At 70.9% G+C, this 18235-nt stretch carries 15 protein-coding genes; 9 read left to right on the forward strand and 6 right to left on the reverse strand.

Translation table 11 applies throughout. The features are described 5' to 3' along the window. Positions 1-39 precede the first annotated feature (39 nt). The 4 genes from AB0I67_RS14530 to AB0I67_RS14545 all read left to right on the forward strand — a co-directional run bounded on the left by AB0I67_RS14530 (position 40) and on the right by AB0I67_RS14545 (position 2535). Positions 40-369, forward strand: coding sequence for a hypothetical protein (locus tag AB0I67_RS14530; protein WP_357923079.1), 330 nt, complete (start codon positions 40-42; stop codon positions 367-369). A gap of 116 nt (positions 370-485) precedes the next feature. After that, positions 486-1250 carry a GyrI-like domain-containing protein gene (locus AB0I67_RS14535; protein WP_357923082.1) on the forward strand — a complete coding sequence of 255 codons (765 nt, stop codon included), beginning with the start codon at positions 486-488 and terminating at the stop codon, positions 1248-1250. Positions 1251-1362: 112 nt separating this feature from the next. Continuing rightward, positions 1363-2001 (forward strand): DUF6461 domain-containing protein, encoded by a 639-nt coding sequence (locus tag AB0I67_RS14540; protein WP_357923084.1) that lies wholly within the window; start codon positions 1363-1365, stop codon positions 1999-2001. Between the two features lie 27 nt (positions 2002-2028). Continuing rightward, entirely contained in the window at positions 2029-2535 is a 507-nt protein-coding gene (locus AB0I67_RS14545) for an NUDIX hydrolase (protein WP_357923087.1), read from the forward strand. Between the two features lie 52 nt (positions 2536-2587). Here AB0I67_RS14545 and AB0I67_RS14550 read toward each other — a convergent pair whose 3' ends face one another. The 3 genes from AB0I67_RS14550 to AB0I67_RS14560 all read right to left on the reverse strand — a co-directional run bounded on the left by AB0I67_RS14550 (position 2588) and on the right by AB0I67_RS14560 (position 9749). Beyond that, a complete protein-coding gene (locus tag AB0I67_RS14550) occupies positions 2588-3289 on the reverse strand; it encodes a hypothetical protein (RefSeq protein WP_357923088.1) in 702 nt (233 codons plus the stop codon). A 95-nt stretch (positions 3290-3384) separates the two neighbouring features. Then, complete coding sequence (locus tag AB0I67_RS14555; RefSeq protein ID WP_357923091.1) at positions 3385-6489, reverse strand: hypothetical protein; 3105 nt, start codon at positions 6487-6489, stop codon at positions 3385-3387. A gap of 161 nt (positions 6490-6650) precedes the next feature. After that, positions 6651-9749, reverse strand: a complete 3099-nt coding sequence (locus AB0I67_RS14560; protein WP_357923093.1) for a BTAD domain-containing putative transcriptional regulator — start codon at positions 9747-9749, stop codon at positions 6651-6653. 130 nt (positions 9750-9879) lie between these two features. Here AB0I67_RS14560 and AB0I67_RS14565 point away from each other — a divergent pair, with 130 nt between their 5' ends. Then, entirely contained in the window at positions 9880-11025 is a 1146-nt protein-coding gene (locus tag AB0I67_RS14565) for a serine hydrolase domain-containing protein (protein WP_357923096.1), read from the forward strand. Between the two features lie 50 nt (positions 11026-11075). On the opposite strand, the gene AB0I67_RS14570 is transcribed toward AB0I67_RS14565, so the two are convergent. Then, positions 11076-11909, reverse strand: a complete 834-nt coding sequence (locus tag AB0I67_RS14570) for an NAD(P)H-binding protein (RefSeq protein WP_357923099.1) — start codon at positions 11907-11909, stop codon at positions 11076-11078. Between the two features lie 79 nt (positions 11910-11988). On the opposite strand from AB0I67_RS14570, the gene AB0I67_RS14575 reads away from it, so the two are divergent. Both AB0I67_RS14575 and AB0I67_RS14580 read left to right on the forward strand, forming a co-directional pair. Further along, a complete protein-coding gene (locus tag AB0I67_RS14575) occupies positions 11989-12576 on the forward strand; it encodes a TetR/AcrR family transcriptional regulator (protein ID WP_357923101.1) in 588 nt (195 codons plus the stop codon). A gap of 12 nt (positions 12577-12588) precedes the next feature. Further along, positions 12589-13074, forward strand: a complete 486-nt coding sequence (locus AB0I67_RS14580; protein WP_357923104.1) for an NUDIX domain-containing protein — start codon at positions 12589-12591, stop codon at positions 13072-13074. A gap of 24 nt (positions 13075-13098) precedes the next feature. Here the strand turns inward: AB0I67_RS14580 and AB0I67_RS14585 are convergent, their stop codons facing one another. Together AB0I67_RS14585 and AB0I67_RS14590 are read right to left on the reverse strand one after the other, a co-directional pair. After that, on the reverse strand, positions 13099-13800 hold the full coding sequence (locus tag AB0I67_RS14585) for a DUF6198 family protein (RefSeq protein WP_357923107.1): 702 nt from the start codon (positions 13798-13800) through the stop codon (positions 13099-13101). Between the two features lie 40 nt (positions 13801-13840). Beyond that, the gene (locus AB0I67_RS14590; RefSeq protein ID WP_357923110.1) at positions 13841-15571 is read right to left on the reverse strand and encodes an amidohydrolase family protein; all 1731 of its coding nucleotides are present in this window, start codon (positions 15569-15571) and stop codon (positions 13841-13843) included. A 173-nt stretch (positions 15572-15744) separates the two neighbouring features. On the opposite strand from AB0I67_RS14590, the gene AB0I67_RS14595 reads away from it, so the two are divergent. Both AB0I67_RS14595 and AB0I67_RS14600 read left to right on the forward strand, forming a co-directional pair. Beyond that, complete coding sequence (locus AB0I67_RS14595) at positions 15745-16647, forward strand: LysR substrate-binding domain-containing protein (RefSeq protein ID WP_357923112.1); 903 nt, start codon at positions 15745-15747, stop codon at positions 16645-16647. Between the two features lie 326 nt (positions 16648-16973). After that, positions 16974-18221, forward strand: coding sequence for an MFS transporter (locus AB0I67_RS14600; RefSeq protein WP_357923115.1), 1248 nt, complete (start codon positions 16974-16976; stop codon positions 18219-18221). The last annotated feature ends 14 nt before the right edge of the window (positions 18222-18235 follow it).

Below are 18235 nucleotides of genomic sequence, written 5' to 3' on the forward strand. Positions count from 1 at the left end.
TGGTCCTGGATGTCGGGTCGGCGGGGGTGGGCGCCGTGGATGTTCGTCCCGCTCGTCCTGGTGCTGGGCATCCTGCTGCTCGTCAAGGCCGATGCGCCCCTTCGCGTGCTCTTCGCCCTGTCGGAGCCGAGCCTGGAACGCCACGCCCGGTCGGTGCGCGATGACTATGACGCGAGCAATGGTGGGGTCTGCCCTTCGTGGACGAGGTGGAGAAGATTTCGGGCGGAGCAAGGGTTCGTGGTCACGGACGTCACGGTGGAGTGGAAGAGCTACGGCTTCGCCTATCTGCCGGATCGGGCACCCGACCCGGCAGAGGAAAGGTATGAGCACTTCACGGGCCCCTGGTACATCTGGTGTGACGGCCCCTGAACCTCACGGCACCTGACGGTGCCGAGCAATCAGTTGAGGAAGCGATCCCCAGCAGGCGGGATACGCCTTGCGCCCCTGGACTCCCCCCCACGGGAGCAGGGTCCATCCTTGGATTCGTGCACCACAACGACCTGCTGACGATCGGCGCGTTCGCCCGGCTCTCGCGCCTGAGTGTCAAGCAACTGCGCCATTACGCCGACCTGGGGCTGCTGGAGCCCGCCCATGTCGATGCCGGCACCGGCTATCGCTACTACCTCCCCGGACAGGCCCGGGACGCGCTCACCATCGGGTTGCTGCGTTCGCTGGATGTGCCGTTGGCGGCCATTGGGCGGGTGCTGGCCGGTGCGGAGGGTGTGTTGGACGAGGTGGAGCGGGAACTGCAGGCCGAGCTTGAACGGCGGAGCCGTACTCTGGCGACCTTGCGCCGGGTGATGGCGGATGGGCTTCCGTATACGCAGGTTCGGTTGGTGCGGGAGAAGCCGTTGCGCGTACGGCTGGCGCGTGAGGTGGCCGCCGGGCCGGACGACATCGGGCGGGCCACCAGCCTCGCCATCGCGCGGTTGATGCCGGTAGGGCCGGCGGCGCAGTTGATCGGACTGTTTCCGCTGGATCTGTCGGAAGCCTTCGAGGTCACTGCGGCCGTCGTCATCGATGGCGGGGCCGGTGACGAGGTGTTGCCTGGGGGGACTTTGGCTGCCGCCACGCATGTCGGGCCCTATGACCAGATCAATCTGACCGCCCACACGCTGCTGACCTGGTGTGCCGACCATGGGCACCAGCCTGCGGGGCCGATCCGCGAGGTGTATGTGTCCGATCCGGCCACCACCGCGCCCGACCAGCTTGTCACTCACCTGATGATCCTTCTGGAGGAGGGATCGTGACCGTCACCGCAGCCCTCCGCAGCGTCGCGGGCACCATGGCGTGCGTGCAGGACGATCCTGCGTCAGCCGGTACAGCCGGCAGCAGGTGACGTGTGAAAGGAGGGAGTGCGCGGTGAGCACAGGGCAGCCATCGACCGCCGACCTGCGCGAGCACTACCGCGGACTCATCAACACCCGCGGGCTGAACGTGGCGATGTGCTGGACCGTGATCGTCCCCGAGGCCGGAACGGAACTCAGCCTCGACCAGGTCGCAGCCCGCCTAAGCGGTGGCACCGCTCATCGCGTCCACAACGCCATGCGTTTCGGTGAGCTGTGGGATCTGCTGTACGCGGGGGAGTACCCCGTGCTGATCGACTGGTTCGATTCGGCCGCGGTCGTCATCGAGTACGACTACCTCGGCTCCAGTTCCGCTGTCCTAAAGCGTCTCAGCCACCGGGCTCGCGTCTACAGCGCCTGGTGGAACGTCAACCGCCACAACCGGCTGAGCTTCGCCGTCGACGGGGAGTGCCTCCTGATGATCGACGCCCTGTTTCCCGGCCGTCCGCAGCACTACCCGGGCATCGGTCAATGGCCGGAGCTCGAGACGATGACCGACTTCTTCGTCGAGTTCGAGGAACGCGGCGACGACTATGACTGGAGAGCCGCCTGGCTCGCGCTCATCGAGCAGACCACGGGAGTCCGGTTGAGCGCCGAGTGGCTCGACCAGGCGCACCCGTGCGTGACAGTGAACCCGACCGACGCCACCCGCTGACCCGGCACCCCACAACGGGACACCCACATGACATCCATCGCCCCCGCCCGTGACGGAGAGCGGATGGTGACGCATTCCAACGGTCAGGACTGGGTGGTGTCCTGGCATCCCGTCGATGACCCGCCCGAAGGGGAACCGCATGGAGCCGCGGGCGTCTGCGTGACAGCCGGCGGGGAGATGGTGCTGATCAGTCATGACGGCGAGCACTGGGGGTTCCCGGCCGGACGGCCTGAAGGGGCGGAGAGCGTCGAGGAGACCCTGCGGCGGGAGATGCTGGAAGAAGCGTGCGTCACCGTCGTCGGGAGCCGACTGCTGGGGTATTCGCGCAGCGAGTGCGTGCGCGGGCATGAGCTGGGTCTGGTGCTCGTCCGGTCGTACTGGCGGGCGGAGGTCCGGGTGCTGGAGTGGAGGCCGGAGTTCGAGGTCCAGCACAGGCGGCTGGTTCCGGAGGGCGAGGCGGAGGAACACGTCCGCGATCCTGACCAGGCCGCGACGCGGGTCTCTTTTCGTGCTCTGGAAGAAGCGGCGGCGTGAGGGGGATGGCCACGGTCAGAGGCCGGGAGGACGGCCTCTGACCGTGGTGGGGCTAGGCGACCTTGGGGTCGGGGGCCTTCCAGGTGTTGCAGGAGCCCGGCTTCCCGCTCCTGTACCCCTGCTCAAGCCAGTAAAGGCGGTTGGTGCTCGTGCCGCTGTACTTGTTCTTCAGGAAGCTCTCCCAGAACAGCTTGCCCTTGGCGGTGGGCCGCCAGTCCTTCACCACCCGGCGCAGCGCCTTCGCCGAGACGCCCATGAAGCAGTCGAGCTGCAGGTAGTAGCGCCGGTTCTGCTGGTTCATCTCGGCTTCGTCAGCGCTGTTCTGCAGCGCCCACCAGGCCTGGCCGATGCCGGTCTGGCCGGCCACGACGCCGCTCCAGGTCCTGGTGATGGAGGTGAACACCGCCACGTCGCTCTTCGCCTTGATCCAGTCGCCGGCCAGGCGGACGTGGAGCTCGGTCTGGCAGATCTCGGAGAAGGAGGCGTCGATGTCGAGGCCGGTGGAGCAGGACTGCTTGTCGTCGGCCTCCTTGAAGGTCACCTGGACCTGCCTGAAGTCCTTGATCGCGGGCTTCCAGGCCTTGTTCAGGCAGCCGACCAGGTCGGTGATGTACTTCTTGGTCGAGGAGGCGCTCGTGCCCTTGGTCAGCGCGCAGCGGACGCTGGCCGGTTTGGCCTTGTAGAGGTCGTTGTGGGTGAGTTCGGGGGCGCCGGTGATCGGCTCGGCGTGGGCGGCTCCGGGAAAAAGCATCATTCCGGAACAAAGCGCCATTTCGGTCAGAGCGCCAGCTAGGGGGCGAAGAATCACCTTGTGGATCATAGGGGGTTGCCGTCCATCGCCAACAGCCGTCACGACGCGCCCCCGGTGAGCTGGGCGTGCAGCCGCCGGCACTCGTGGGCGAAGCGGGTGGTACGGCGGCTGCCCGCGTGCTGCGCGATCACCGGGAGCTCCCCGCGCGCATCGGTCCACAGCGCGACGTCGGCCGCGAGGGCGACGAGCTCGCTGTGGGTGACGGTGGCGCGCTGCCCGGGGCCGGGCAGAAGGGCGGGCAGCAGGGTGCCCAGGATGCGCCACACCGCGTGATGCCCGCCCGCCTCGGCGAGCTGGGTCAGGGCGGTGATGGCGGGACGAACCTCCAGCCAGGTACGGCGGAGCATCAGCGCGATCTGGCGCCCCATCGCCTCGGCGGGCAGGTCGTCCGCGGCGGCCAGGGTCAGGATCAGCGGGATGGCGCCCGGCAGGCCGGCGACGAGCTGGAAGGCGAGGATGGCCGCCGTCGCCTCGCCCAACGGCCCCCGCGTGAGCGGCAGGGAGGCGATCTCGGCCGGCCCCACCGAATGGCCCCAGCCGCCCCGCAGCAGGTACGGCAGGCAGTTGACGGACAGGACCTCGCGATGCGAGGGCAGCGTGCCGGACCACCTGCTGAACGAGTCCCCGTAGTCGTCGACCGGCCAGTCGTACGGCTCGCGCAGCAGTACCTCGTCGATCAGCGGGTGCCCGGTCGGCGTCGTCACCCGCAGGACCGGCTTCAGCCGTACCGAGGTGAAGTGCTCCGGCTCCCCGTCACCGAACTCGACCATGGTCGCGCCTTCCATGTGCCGCCAGACGAGGCCGCACTCGGGGTCGGCCAGGCCGTCCCCGGCGAGCCAGCGGGCGGCCGAGCGGGCCCCCGCCGAGTCGATCTTGGCGGCGCGGTCCGCGGCGGCCGGGTGGCTGCCTCGGGGCAGCCGCAGCAGGGCCTGCGCCAGGTCGGCGGGCAGCGGTTCGACGCCGGCGGCGGCGCAGGTCTCCAGCCGGTCGACCAGCACGTCGGGTTCGAGATGGCCGCTCAGCCAGCTCGGCGTGGCCAGCAGGACGGGCGGCAGGGCGTCGTTCCTGAGCGCGTCGAGGAGTTCGGCATAGCGGTGCAACTGGAAGTCGTGCAGCGGGGTGACGCTGTTGGGACGGGGGAGCTGGTTGCGCCGCCGCCACTCCTCGTGCTCGGGCAGCGGCTCGTGCATGAAGGATCGCAGCCGGGCCGGGACGAAGATGACGGTCACCTCCACCAGCGGCTCGTCGGGCTCCGGCGGCGGGAGCGGCTTCCCGGCGCGCATCGCGGCGATCCGGAGGGGATCCACGCCGAGCTCGGCCATGCGGTCGAAGGCCCGGTCGAGGATGAAGTCCGGCATGGCCTCGTCGGAGTCGTCGTACAAGGCGTCGGGCGGCATGCCCTGCGGGCCGTACAGGTGGATCCTGCCGTCGGCGAACGGGATCTGCCGGTCGCCTTCGGTCGCCACCGCCGCGCCGGGGCCGTCGTCGCTGGTCCAGGTGAGGAAAATGGCGCGCATCGGGGCGTCGTCGTCGAGGTAGCGGCCGGGCCGGTAGGAGCTGCTGATCATGAACCTCATCCCCGTTTCCGGGTCCGGCTCCTGACCACGGGTGAGCCTCCTGACCCGCAGGGTGTGGTTGGGGCGGTCCCAGAACTTCTCCGGCTCGAACGGCGGGAGTTCGCGGACGCTCCCGGGAGTCACCAGCTCGGCGGCGAGCGCCGCGCGCCACTGGGCGGGCTCGGTGCGTGCTTGGTTCGACGCCCAGTGTGCCGGTCCGCCCTCGATCTGCGGGGAGAAGGCGGCCCGGCCGGCGGCGCCTCCGGCGACGAAGGCGGCCAGCCAGCCCTCTTCCCTGACCCACGTCGTCTCGTGGTTGGCGGCCAGCGACGGTTCCGGGAAGGGCCGCAGCTCCGGCAGGGCGGGGAGCGGCGGCAGCTCCTTGCGTGCCGGCAGGTCCTCGACGGGAACCTCGCCGCCGAACCGGGCGGCCAGCTTGGCGGCGAGGTCGGCGGGCAGGTGGCCGGCGCCGTCGAGGATGGTGCTGGCGTGCCCGGCGAACAAGCCGGCGTGCTTCGAGGTCAGCTCGACCGCGCGGGTGCGCACGTCGAAGGACTTGTGGGTGTACGCGGTGACCAGGGCGGTCACGAAGTCGCCGGCGGTCTCGGGCGTGGCGCGGAGCGCCTGGCCGAGCCAGCGCAGGCCGAGCGCGGCGAGCTTTGCCTCCTCGCGGAAGGTCAGCGCGTCCACCGCCTCGACCAGGTCGGCGTGGTCGAGCGGAAGCGCCTTGCGCACCTGCTCGGCGGCCAGCTCGGCGACCGTGCCGGGGGCGGACGGCAGCAGCCGCAGGTAGTCGCGCAGGCGGGGAGCCGACTCGGCGGGGGACGGGTCGAGGAGGGTGTGGAGCCGGACGAAGAACCGGAGGTCCTGGGCGTCGCCGCCACGCAGGAAGCGGCTCACGCAGCCGTCGAGCGCCTGCTGCCTGGGCAGGTCGCGGGCCGCGGTGGCGAGCCAGCGGCTGGGCAGCGGGTCGAGCCGCTCCTCACGCAGGGCGCGGCCGGCGCCCTCGGCCTCGAAGACGCGCGGCAGCAGGACAGGAGCCAGCGGGTCCTTGACCACGATCGGCTCGCTGAGCCAGGCGGCCACCAGCGGGTCGTGCTCGGGCGGCGTCGCGCCGGAGGTCCGCAGCAACGCGAGGGCGATCGGCGCGATGCGGTCGGCGGGACGCCGGATCCGCTGGGCCAGCCGTACCGCGACATCGTGCCGCCAGGCCGCAGGCCGGGCGGCGGCCACCCGGCAGACGCGGGCGAGGTTGGGGGTGTCGGCCCAGCGGCGGTTGACGTCGCGGCTGGTCATCCAGGCCACCGCGGCCGCAGGCCCGGTGATGAGGCCGACCCCGGCCAGCAGCAGCGCGGGGGCCAGCTTGTCGAGCATCTCGCCGACCTCCCACGAGGCCAGGAACTCGGCCTCGTCGGGATCTTCGGCGCGAACCTGCTCGGCGCGGAGCCGGCGTAAGTCCTTGACCAGGCCGGGCAGCAGGCCACTCAGGTCGGCGCGCTCCTCCTCGGTGAGGGCGACCAGCAGGGTGGTCAGGCGGGCGGTCTCACCGGCGGCGATCAGCTCGCAGATCTCGGTCCAGCGGGTCATCGGGAGCCCTCCACGGCGGGCCGGGCCGCGAGCGGGAGGGCTGCCTGGGTCGCCGGGCCGAGAGGGCCGGCGACGTGGGGGGAAGGCGCGTGGGACCGGTGCGCCTGCGTCGCTGAAGTCATGGCCCGGGACACTAGATCACCGCACCGACAAACCGAGGGCTACGGCAGGCGCAGCTCGGCCAGGTGCTCGGCGGCCGCCTGCGGGCTCAGGGCGGCGCCGCGCCGGTAGGCGGTGTCGTAGCCGGGACGGCCGAGCCGGTCGGCGAGCGTCGCCGCGAGGGCGCGCAGCTCGGTGTCGCCGTGGTCGAAGGAGCCGCGGAGGGCCTGGCTGAGGCCGAGCGCGGTGGCCGCGCCGGCCGCATCGCCTTCGAGGAACAGCAGCCTGGCCAGCAGTTGCGCGGCCAAGGGGGCGTCCATGATCGATTGGGCGGCCTGGACGACGCGGGGCAGGAGGGCGCGGGCGCGCGCGGCGTCCCCGGCGGTGAGCAGGTTGGCCACCCGCGCGGCCGGCAGCCGGGGGTCGAGGGCCTCAGCGGACGGGGTCAGCTTGCGCAGGAGCGCCTCCATCCGGTCGAGCTCGTGGTCGGCGCGTGCGACCTCCCCGGAGCGGCGGTGCAGTTCGGCCAGGACGCCGAGCACCTCGATCTCCAGCGCAGGCTGGCCGCGCCGCCAGGCCGCGCGCTCGGCGGTGTCGAGGTCGCGTCCGGCGCCGGTCAGGTCGCCGGCGCGCATGCGCTCGACCGCGAGCCCGAGCCGGGTGGAGACCTCGTCCTGCGAGCCGAGGCCGGTGGCGAGGGCGAGGCTCCGCTCGTAGGCGGTGATCGCCTCGGCGTGGTCACCGGCGACGGCGTGCCGCTGGGCCAGGCCGTACAGCGCCTTGGCGGTCCACCACCGATCGCCGACCTCCTCGAACAGGCGCAGCGCCGTGGTCATCGCGCCTTCCCGCTCGCGGTACCGCATGGCCTCGATCATGTGGGTGCAGGCGATCGCCCAGCGGTCCGAGCCGCCGCGGACGCGGGCGATCTCCTGGTCGAGCACATCGTCGAGCCCGATCATCGCGGCCATCACCACGACGGTCGTCAGCAGCATCGGATAGCGGCGCAGCGCACCGGTGCGAACGCAGTCGTCGACGACCGCGCGCAGCCGTCCGGGATCGGTGAGCGGCCGGCCCTCGGCGCCCAGCAGGTGCAGGGCGGTGAACGCGGCCCGGGCCTCCGGGGGCAGCGCGTCGCCGAACGCGGCGACCTTGGCCAGGTAGTCCTCGGCGCGGGCGTCGTAACGGAGCATGACCCAGTACCAGTACAGCGGGCCCAGGAGCCGGGCGGAGGTGGCGGCGTCGCCGCTGTCGACGGCCGTCTGCAGGGCGAACATCAGGTTGTCGTACTCGGCCTGGAACAGCCGCAGCGACTCCGCCTGCCGGTCCGAGCGCAGCAGCGGCTCGTGCTCCTCGGCCAGGTCGGCGAAGTAACGCATGAGCTCGCGCCGGACCGCGTCGGTCTCGCCCGCGAGCCGGAGCTTGTCGGCCGCGTGCGCGCGAATGCTCTCCAGCATCCGGTAGGCGTCGCCCGTCCGCTCCACGATGGACTTGTCGACCAGGGAGTCCAGGAGGTAGATGTCGCCGCAGACGGCCTCGATCGCGTCGAGACCGGTCTGCGCGGGAAAGACCGACATCCGAGCGGCCAGCGTGCGCTCCTGGTCGGTGAGCAGGTCCCAGCTCCATTCGATCACCGCGTGGAGGGTCTGCTGGCGGGGCTGGGCGGTCCTGTTGCCGGTGCTGAGCAGCCGGAAGCGGTCGTCCAGCCGCCGGGCGATCCGCTCGGCGCTCATGGTCCGCAGCCGGGCCGCGGCCAGCTCCAGGGCCAGCGGCAGGCCGTCCAGCCGGCGCACGATGTCCACGACCGGGGTCACGGTCGTCGCGTCCAGGACGAAACCGGGCTGTACGGCTGCCGCCCGATCGAGGAACAGCCGCACCGCCGAGGCCCGATCCGCCTCCGCGGGCGTCGCGGGCAGGTCGAGGGGGCCCAGGCGGCACAACGTCTCGCCCATGACCTCGAGCGGCTCGCGGCTGGTGGCGAGGATCTTCAGGTACGGCAGGCGTTCCAGCAACCGGCCGGCGAGCTCCGCGACCGCGCCCGAGATCTGCTCGCAGTTGTCCAGCACCAGCACGCCCTCGCCCCCGGCGAGCAGGGCGACCATCCGCTCCAGCGGCGGTCCGGCCGGCTGGGCGTCGGTCATGCTGAGCGTGCCCAGCACCGCCGCCACCAGCTCGTCCGCGGTGTGCGCGGCGGCCAGGGAGACGAGCCAGACGCGGCCCCGCTGGTGGGCCCGGTGCCGGCTCGCCGCCTGCACCGCCAGGCGGGTCTTGCCCACCCCGCCGGGGCCCACGACGGTGAGCAGCCGGGAGCTCTCCAGCGCTCCGGCGAGCAGCCGCAGCTCGTCCTGCCGGCCGACGAAGCTGGTCAGCGGGGCCGGCAGCCGCCCTTGGGCCGCCTCCGGCCGGGCCTGCTCGGGTTCGGGGGCGTCCAGTTCGCCCCGGAGCACGGCGAGGTGCGTCTTGCGCAGGTCCTCGGAGGGGTCGACGCCCAGCTCCTCGGCGAGCGTCGCGCGGACCTGCTCGAACACGGCCAGCGCGTCCGACTGTCGCCCGGCCGCGTGCAGGGCCCGCATGCGCAGCCCGGCCAGCCGTTCCCGCAGCGGGTGGTCGGAGGCCGCCGCCTCCACGTCGGCGAGGATCTCGCCGTGGCGGCCCAGCCGGAGCTCGGCCTCGAAGCGGTCTTCGAGGGCGCCGAGGCGGAGCTCGTCCAGGCGGGCGCCTGCCGTACCGGCGAAGGGCAGGTCGCGGACGTCGGCCAGCGCCTCGCCCTTCCAGAGCGCTAGCGCCTCCTCCAGCACGGCGGCGGCGCGCGGCAGCTCGCCCGCGCCCAGCTCGTGCCGGCCCCGCTTCGCCAGCTCCTCGAAGCGGAGCGCGTTGACCTGCTCGGCGCGGACGTCGAGGCGGTAGCCGCCGGGCATCCGCTCCACCACGCCCGCCTCGCTCAGGGCCTTGCGCAGCCGGTGCACCAGCGCGTGCAACGCGTTGACGCTGTCGCCGGACGCGCGCTCGCCCCACAGGGCCTCCATCAGCGCGTCGACGGACACCCCTTCGCCACCGGCCAGCGCGAGCCTGGCCAGCAGCGCGCGAACCCTGGCGCCGCCGAGCTCGATCGGCGCGCCGTCGTCGGCATGCGCCCGCACCGGTCCCAGCAGCTCGATCCGCATGCCTGCCAGGCTACCGATCAAGCCCTCGCTTACAGCCGGACGGTGTCCCGGGAAGCGGGATATAAGCCGCCTGTCAGAGCTGCCGGACATCGTTGAGGACATCAGCAGAAACGCCCAGAAAGGCAGCGAGATGGCAGCGAACGAGAACGTGCAGCAGGTGCTCGACCAGACCGTGGCGCAGCTCGGCATCCCGGGCATCGTCGCCGAGGTCCGGGACGGCGACCGCACCTGGTTCGGCACCGCCGGCGTGGCCGACCTCGAGACCCGGGCGCCGCGCCGGCCGGGCGAGTACTTCCACGCCGGCAGCAGCGGCAAGGCCTTCACCGCCGCCGTGATGTTGTCCCTGGAGGCCGAGGGCCTGGTGAGCCTCGACGACACGGTGAACGCCCACCTGCCCGGCGTGCTGGACGTCAACGGCTACGCCGGCGACAAGATCAATATCAGGCACCTGCTCAGCAACACCAGCGGCCTGTTCGCCACCGGCATCGCGCCGGAGGTCAGCCACCGCTACGCCACCCGCGCCGGGTTCGCCGAGCACCGCTTCGACCGATTCACCCTGGACGAGCTGCTGCGGGTGGCGGTGTCCCAGCCGCCGGTCGGCGCGCCCGGCGAACGGTTCGAGTACTCCAACGGCGGCTTCTACATCGCCGGGGCGATCATCGAGAAGGTCACCGGCAACAGCTACGCCGAGGAGGTCGACCGCCGGGTCGTCCGGCCGCTCGGCCTCACGCACACCCGCGTGCGCCCCGACGAGGAGACCGGCCTGCCCGAGCCGCACGCCCGCGGCTACTCCACGCTGTTCTTCAAGGACGGGGCCGACCCCTCGACGATCACCCCGGCGAACTGGGAGTCGCTGATGGAGGAGCCCGGTCTGCCGCCGCTGGACGTCACCGAGTACAACTCCTCCCTGGGCTACTCGGCCGGCAACGTCGTCTCCACCACCGGCGACATGATCCGCTTCTTCCAGGCCATGACCACCGGCAGCCTGCTGCCGCCCGCGCAGCACCGGGAGCTGTGGACCACCGTCTCGACCGAGGGCGGCTACTGGATGCCGCACTCCCGCTACGGCCTGGGGATGTTCGAGCTCGACCAGCGGGCGACCGGCGGCGTGACGCTGCGCGGCGTCGGCGGCAGCGTCTGGGGCTCCTACTGCTTCGTGGTCGGCACCCCGGACGGCCGGCACGCCGTGGCGGTCCACACCAACACCGAATGGAAGTCCTGGGACCCGATGTTCCAGATCATCGAAGCGGAGTTCGGCGTCACCGTCAGCGGGTGATGACCGCTCCAGCGCCCGGCCGCACCCGCGCGGCCGGGCGAGCCGCCCGTTCAGGCGAAGACGGCGGCGTTGCGCCGGGCCCACGCGGCGAAGGGGGCGGGGGCGCGGCCGAGGATGCGCTCGACGTCGGGGCTGACGGTCTGCTCGCGCAGGGTCGGGGTGCCCAGGATGTCGAGGGTCGTGTCGGCGACGGGGGCCGGCATGAAGGCGAGCATCTGGGCGCGGGCCTCCTCGCGGGTCTGGCCGGTGAAGGTGATCGGCGCGCCGATGGCGTCCGCGATGGCTTCGGCCCGCTGGCGCGGGGTGATCGGGGCGGGGCCGGTCAGCTCGTAGACGGCCTTGCTGTGGCCGTCCCGGGTGAGGACGGCGGCCGCCACGGCCGCGATGTCGTCGGGGTCGATCACCGGCAAGCTGACCTCGCCGAAGGGCGCGGCCACGGTACGGCCCGCCTTGATCGAGGCCACCCAGGCGTAGGCGTTGGAGGCGAAGCCGCCCGGGCGCAGCACGGTCCAGTCGGCTCCGGAGTCCATGACGGCCTGCTCGTAGGCGGCGAAGGCCCGGCCGTGCGAGAGCGAGTCGGGCCGGGTGGCCACGCCCTGCGAGGACAGCAGGACGATCTTGCCGTAGCCCGCGAACGGGGCGATGACCTCGGCGGGGTCGCCGGCCATCATCAGGTCGCCGCCGACCAGCAGGAAGACCGCGTCCGCGGTGGCAGGCAGGTCGGCGGACGGCTGGGCGAGGTCGGCGGCGACGGCGCGGACGCCGGGCGGGACGTCGGCCTGGGAGATGCGGCGCGACACGGCCGTCACCTCGTGGCCCTGCTCGGCCAGCAGGCGGACCAGCGTGCGGCCGACGTTTCCGGTGGCACCGGTGACAACGATCATGGAAAGCTCCTGCCAGTTGTTAGTTAGTTGGCTGACTGAGAAGAACCGTAGCACGGATCCGAGCCGTATAGTTAGTCAGGTGACTGACTTGAAGAAGCCGGGCCGCGGAGGAGCGGCCGGGGCGAAGCGCAGGCGGCTCATGGAAGCCGCGGCCGACGTCGTCCACCGGCAGGGCGTCGAGCGCACCACCATCGCCGACATCGCGCGCGCGGCCGAGGTCCCGGTGGGCAACGTGTACTACTACTTCAAGACCAAGGACGAGCTCGTCGCCGCCGCGCTGGCCGAGCACGAGCGGCAACTGGACCTGCTCGTCGAGCGGCTGGACCAGCTCGCCGATCCCCGGGAGCGGCTGAGGAGGCTGATCGAGGGCTGGGTGGGCCAGGCCGGCCTCGCCGCCCGGTACGGGTGCCCCACCGGCACCCTCGCCGTCGAGCTGGACAAGCGGGACGAGGGCGGCTTGGACCAGGAGGCCGGACGGGTCATCCGGCGCCTGCTCACCTGGGTGGAGACGCAGTTCCGTGAGCTCGGCCAGGCTGATCCCGAAGGGCTGGCGCTGACCCTGGTGGGCGCCTACCAGGGCATGTCCCTGCTGGCCAGCGCCCTGCGCGACCCGGCGGTCATGGAACGGGAGGGCGCGCGGCTGCTCGCCTGGATCGACGGTCTCTGAAGGAGCATCGGGATGCGCATCAGGCGGGGAGCGCGGGCGGTCGTCCTGGATCCCGAGGGCCGGCTGCTCATGCTGCGGGTCCGGAACGACGGCGTGATCGAGGTCCCCGGCGCGCCCACGCCGGCGGCGTTCTGGATCCTGCCCGGCGGCGGGGTCGAGGCCGGGGAGAGCTTCATCGAGGCGGCGCGCCGGGAGGTGCTGGAGGAGACCGGGCTGACCGGGCTCGACTGGGGATCGTGCCTGTGGGTCCGGGAACTGGAGGCGCGCTGGGCCGGGGAGGTCTACCGGGCGCAGGAGCGGTTCTTCCTCGCCAGGACGGGCGCCGGGAGGGGGCCCTTGCGGCTGGAAGCGGAGGCGAGCGGATATCGGTGGTGGTCGGTGGCTGAGCTGGGGGCGGCGGAGGGGGTGGAGACCTTCTATCCGCCGGGGCTGGCCGGCCTGCTGGGTGAGGTGGTGGACGGGCGACTGCCGCGCGAACCTGTGGTGTTGACCAGGTAGGTCGCGCGGCAGAAGCCGGGGGAGCTAGGTGAGGCTGGGGCCGAGGTCGTCGGCGGGCTTGCGGGAGCCGTACTTCTTGAACAGGAAGAAGTAGAGCTTGACGTACTGGCCGACGAGGATGCCGTTGATGATGGTCCCCTCGCGGATGAAGTGCGGGGCGCCGAGGAACAGCAGCCCGATCGCCGCCGAGATCACCAGCAGGGTGCAGTCGAAGCCGGTCTTGATGTTCCCCCACTTCCACCCGGTCCGCTTGAAGATCGTGTTGACGAACATGTCCACCGGCATGAGGACCAGGTTCGCGCGGATCATCAGGAACAGGCCGAACGCCAGGGTCGCGTCCGCGAAGACCAGGAGCGCGAACTTCGCCGCGTAGGCGTCGAGCGCGATCCAGCTCGTCAGCATCAGGTTCAGGTCGAGGAAGGCGGCCAGGGCGAAGGCGGGCACCAGGGACAGGAAGTTCCTGAGCTTGAAGTCCTTCGGCATGGCCAGGTAGGTCAGCGCCAGCATGATCAGTTCGAGGATGAAGTTGAACGTCCCCTGGCTGATCCCCGGCAGCACCAGGGTCATGGTCCGGGTGAGGCTGCTCTGCGGGGAGATGCCGATGCCGGCGCTGATGGCCAGGCTGACGCCGAGCGTCAGCACGTAGATGCCGGCGACGTAGGTGATCCAGCGCCGGACCAGACTTCCGGTGTCGACGACGCCGGCGTCCTGTTCATGCTTGAGCACGGTGATTCCCTTGCGGTGTGGGGGTGGGGGGTGAACCGGCTCAGCGCATGAAGCCGAAGCGGTCCAGGGAGATGAACAGCGTCAGGAGCTTGTTGACGACGGGTTCTCCCTCGTTGTGGTGGCCCAGCTCGGCGAGCGCGGCGTCGATCGTCCGGGTGGCGTCGACCAGCTCGGACAGTGGCATGTCAGCCATGACACCGTAGATGTCCAGCGGGAGTTCCGCCTTCACCTGCCGGTCCTCGGTGACGATGCAGCCGCCGACGAAGGTGTCGAGCTGCTTGAGGTTGCCGCACATCTCGGCGCTGTCGGCGCCGACGACCACGAAGTACGCCGAAGGAGCCGGCCAGAACGTGGAGACCGCGCCGCGCTCGATCGACACGCCCTTGAACAGGCCGTTGACGACGTGCCGCTCGGCCGAGCCGTCCCGGTAGCGCTGCACGACCGAGATGCGGTTCAGGGTGACCCCGTCCAGGACGGGGACGACCACGCCGTTCTCGAACGGTACCCAGACCTCCTGGGCGAACTTCAGGTGACCGCGCCCGTAGACGTCGAACAGCAGGACCTTCGCCCGGCTGCCGTCGGCCGAGACCTCCAGCGGGGTCAGGTCGAGCTCGCCCGGGGTGAGGTCGGCGAGGCCGGGCCGGGGCTCCTTGACCATGCCGGAGTAGTCGAGGTCGACCGGCTTGAGCAGCGTGCGGTCCTTGGCGACCAGCTCGCCGCCCTTGAAGACGTAACGCGGGTTGATCTTCGACAGGCTGTCGGTCAGCACGATGTCGGCGTAGCGGCCCGGGGCCAGCGAGCCGAAGTCGTGGTCCATGCCGAAGGAGCGGGCGGCGTAGAGCGTGCCCATCTTGATGGCCTGGATCGGGTTGAGCCCCATCTCGACGGCCAGCGAGATGACCCAGTCGATGTGCCCCCGCTTCAGGACCCGGTCGACGGAGATGTTGTCCGCGCAGAGCTGGAAGTTCTCCGCCGGCCAGCGGCGCTTCACCAGGGCGCGCAGCATGGTCTTGATCACCTCGGGGCTGCCCACCCCGAACTTGATCTGCGTGTGGAAGCCGTGCCGCAGGCTCTTCTCGATGTCCGCCTCGTTCCAGACATCGTGGTTGTTGTGCGCGCCGATGGCCGGCATGTAGTTCAGGAGCATGTCGGGCAGCGCCGTCACGCCCCAGTGGCTGTTGACGTAGCCGCCGTTGGCGCGGCCCAGGGCCGACTTGCGGAAGTCGTCGTCGTTGCCGGTCATGTAGGACAGGTGGGCCAGCTCGCCGAGGCCGATCACCGGCTCCATCTGCAGCATGGCCTCGGTGACCTCGACCGAGGTCTTCTTGCCGGGGGCGAAGGCGTAGACGCGGTAGGGCAGCTTGTCGTAGTCCTTGAACAAGGCCTTGGCCGCCTCGACGGCCTCGTCTCCGGCCGCGCTGGCGAAGTCGAGGGTCTCGGCGAAGATGGTGGTCGTCCCGCTCGGCACGATCGCCTCGCCGAAGGCCGCCGGGTGGGCGAGCTGGGCGTCGAAGTGCAGGTGGGCGTCGATCAGGCCGGGGATGGCGTACAGGCCCTCGCCGTCGAAGACCTCGCGCACCCGCACCACCGACTCGTCCGGGTCCAGGGCGATGATGCGCTCGTCGTAGACGAGGATCGAGCCTTGGAAGACCGTCTCGCTGTGCACGTCCAAGATGCTGAGATTCCGGAGCAGCAGATCGGCCTCGCGCTCGCCCTGGAGAATGTCGAAGACCGTCCGGACATGCTGGTAATGACCCGAAAAATCAGCCATGGGAATTCCTCACTGCTCTTTGGCATAAAAAATCGTGACGCCGAACGAGATGATCTAGAAGTCGGCCCTCGTTCACTCTGGTGATATGAAATGGCATGCCACCGTTGCTGACAAGCAGCGGTTTTCGCACGGACTGTACTCTTTTTGTGCACACGTCCGGACAGGGAGGCCCCATGCTCCACTCACGCCTGCTGCACTACCTCGACGAGGTGGCACGCTCGGGGTCCATCCGGGCGGCGGGGGCGAGGCTGCACGTCGCGCCGTCGGCGATCAACCGGCAGATCCTGCTGCTGGAGGAGGAACTGGGCGAGGCCCTGTTCGAGCGGCTGCCGCGCGGGATGCGGCCCACGCCGGCCGGTGAGGTGCTGCTCGCGCACGTGCGCCGGACCATGCAGGAGTACCGCGAGGCCGTGGCCGACATCCGCGACCTGCAGTCGCTGCCCAGCGGCGAGGTGGTGATCGCCACGATGACCGGCCTGGCCAGCGGCGTCGTCTCCGCCGCGACGGCGAACTTCCACGCCAGGCATCCGGAGGTGCGCATCTCCATCCGGGTGATGTCCACGCACGACATCCTGCGGGCGGTGGCCGACAGCGAGGCCGACGTCGGGCTCGGCTTCAACATCCCGGCCTCGCCGCAACTGGAGGTCTGCTGGCGGCTGGACACCCGGCTCGGCGCGGTCATCTCGCCGAAGCACCCGCTGGCCCGGATGGAATCCATTCCGCTCGCGCACTGCGCGGATTATCCGCTGATTTTCGCCGACCGCTCGATGGTCATTCATGGCATAATCGCCGACACCTTCGCCGAGGCCGGTATCGCGGTCGAACCCGCCTTCCACACCAATTCCATCGAGACGATGAAACGGCTCGCCGCCGCGGGGGAGGCCATCGCCTTTCTCAGCCGGTTCGACATCGCCGAGGAGCACCACCACGGCAGCCTCGCCTTCCGCCCGGTGCGCGACCGAGGCTTCAGCCGGAACGTGCTCTCCCTGGTGCGCCGGGAGAAGCACGGGCACGGCCTGGCCGGGCTGCTGTTCGCCGAGGAGATCGTGGCGACCCTGGAGACGGTGGCGGCCTGACCGGCCCTCCGGCCAGCCCGACATCGACGTCCCCGACGGCCTCACCAGCCGAAAGGCGGGAATCCGAGCCCTTCGACGGGGTCCCTAGACTTTCGTCCCATGCTTTCTGTCACACCCGTCTGGCAGGCTGACAGAGTCCGGTCGGCGTTCTGACCGGTCGCCGGCCGGTCGCCGGCGTCCGGTGCCAGGTCCGCTGCTTCCGGACGGCGAGGTCTCCCTCGTCCGCGCCGCCCTTCCGAGCTCGTCCACCGGCGGCCGCAGGACCTCCGCGAAGGCCCGGGATCCGCTCGACCGCGTGCTGAAAGACGTGCAGAAAGATGGGAATGATGACCGAGACGACCGCCTGGCGGCGCAATGTCGCCCTGTTCCTGACCGGCCAGACCGTGTCCCTGTTCGGCTCCATGATCGTGCAGTACGCGGTCATGTGGTGGATCACCTTGGAGACCAAGTCCGGCGTGGCGGTGGCGCTCTACGCGGTCGCCGCGTTCCTCCCGCAGGGGCTGGTGTCGCTGTTCGGCGGGGTGCTGGCCGACCGGATGAACCGGCGCGTGCTGGTGATGATCGCCGACGGCGGTATCGCCGCCGCCACGCTGGTGCTCGCGGTGCTGATGGCCAACGGGATCACCGATCTGTGGATCATCCTGCTCGCGGTGGCGGTGCGGTCGGTCGGCGCCGGGGTGCAGACGCCTGCCGTACAGGCGATGATCCCGCAGATCGTGCCCGGCGACCAGTTGATGCGGGTGAACGGGATCTTCCAGACGATCCAGTCGGCCATGGCGTTGCTCGCGCCCGCGGCGGCCGGGGCGATCTTCGCCGCCTTCGGCATCGTGCCGGTGTTCTTCCTCGACGTGGTGACCGCGGTCCTCGGGATCGGGCTGCTGGCGCTGGTGGCCGTGCCGACGCTGGAGAGCATCGCGCAGTCCACCGCGACCTACCGGGAGGACCTGGTCGAGGGCATGCGCTACATCCGCAGCCACGCGGTCGTGCGCTGGCTGCTGGTGGTGTACGCGGTGATCTTCCTGCTCACCGTGGCGCCCTCGTTCGTCACGCCGCTGATGATCACGCGGACCTTCGGCTCGGACAAGTGGATGCTGGCGGTCCTGGAGATCGCCTTCAGCCTGGGCATGATGCTCGGCGGGTTCCTGATGTCCACGCTGCTGGCCAAGCGGGGCAAGGTCGGGCTGATCCTGTTCTCCGTCTACGGGTTCGGGGTGGTGACCGTCGCGCTCGGGCTGAGCGGGAACCTGTGGGTCTTCTACGGGTTCATGTTCGTGCTCGGCCTGCTGGTGCCGCCGTTCGCGACGCCGTTCATGACGCTGATCCAGGAGACCGTCGAGCCCGGGATGCAGGGCCGCGTGTTCAGCTACGTCGGCATCGTGATGGCTCTGGCCACCCCGGTCGGCATGATGGTCTTCGGGCCGCTGGCCGACGTGGTCAGCGTGCAGACCCTGCTGATCGCGGCGGGGCTGGCGGCCATCGCGGTGATCGCGATCGCCACCCGGCTGCCGTCCGGCCGCGCCACGCTGGAGGTCGCCCGCACCCCCGCCCCGGACCCCGAGGCGTCGGTGCACTGAGGGCGCGGATAGCC

The organism is Nonomuraea sp. NPDC050310 (assembly GCF_040655795.1).
GTDB lineage: Bacteria > Actinomycetota > Actinomycetes > Streptosporangiales > Streptosporangiaceae > Nonomuraea.

Excerpts from the sequence above, each read along its gene's own strand:
- AB0I67_RS14565 (WP_357923096.1), top strand. The coding sequence starts at position 9,880 with ATGGCAGCGAACGAGAACGTGCAGCAGGTGCTCGACCAGACCGTGGCG.
- AB0I67_RS14545 (WP_357923087.1), top strand. The coding sequence starts at position 2,029 with ATGACATCCATCGCCCCCGCCCGTGACGGAGAGCGGATGGTGACGCAT.
- AB0I67_RS14595 (WP_357923112.1), top strand. The coding sequence starts at position 15,745 with ATGCTCCACTCACGCCTGCTGCACTACCTCGACGAGGTGGCACGCTCG.
- AB0I67_RS14570 (WP_357923099.1), bottom strand. The coding sequence starts at position 11,909 with ATGATCGTTGTCACCGGTGCCACCGGAAACGTCGGCCGCACGCTGGTC.
- AB0I67_RS14555 (WP_357923091.1), bottom strand. The coding sequence starts at position 6,489 with ATGACCCGCTGGACCGAGATCTGCGAGCTGATCGCCGCCGGTGAGACC.
- AB0I67_RS14530 (WP_357923079.1), top strand. The coding sequence starts at position 40 with ATGTTCGTCCCGCTCGTCCTGGTGCTGGGCATCCTGCTGCTCGTCAAG.
- AB0I67_RS14580 (WP_357923104.1), top strand. The coding sequence starts at position 12,589 with ATGCGCATCAGGCGGGGAGCGCGGGCGGTCGTCCTGGATCCCGAGGGC.
- AB0I67_RS14590 (WP_357923110.1), bottom strand. The coding sequence starts at position 15,571 with ATGGCTGATTTTTCGGGTCATTACCAGCATGTCCGGACGGTCTTCGAC.
- AB0I67_RS14550 (WP_357923088.1), bottom strand. The coding sequence starts at position 3,289 with ATGATGCTTTTTCCCGGAGCCGCCCACGCCGAGCCGATCACCGGCGCC.
- AB0I67_RS14560 (WP_357923093.1), bottom strand. The coding sequence starts at position 9,749 with ATGCGGATCGAGCTGCTGGGACCGGTGCGGGCGCATGCCGACGACGGC.
- AB0I67_RS14600 (WP_357923115.1), top strand. The coding sequence starts at position 16,974 with ATGACCGAGACGACCGCCTGGCGGCGCAATGTCGCCCTGTTCCTGACC.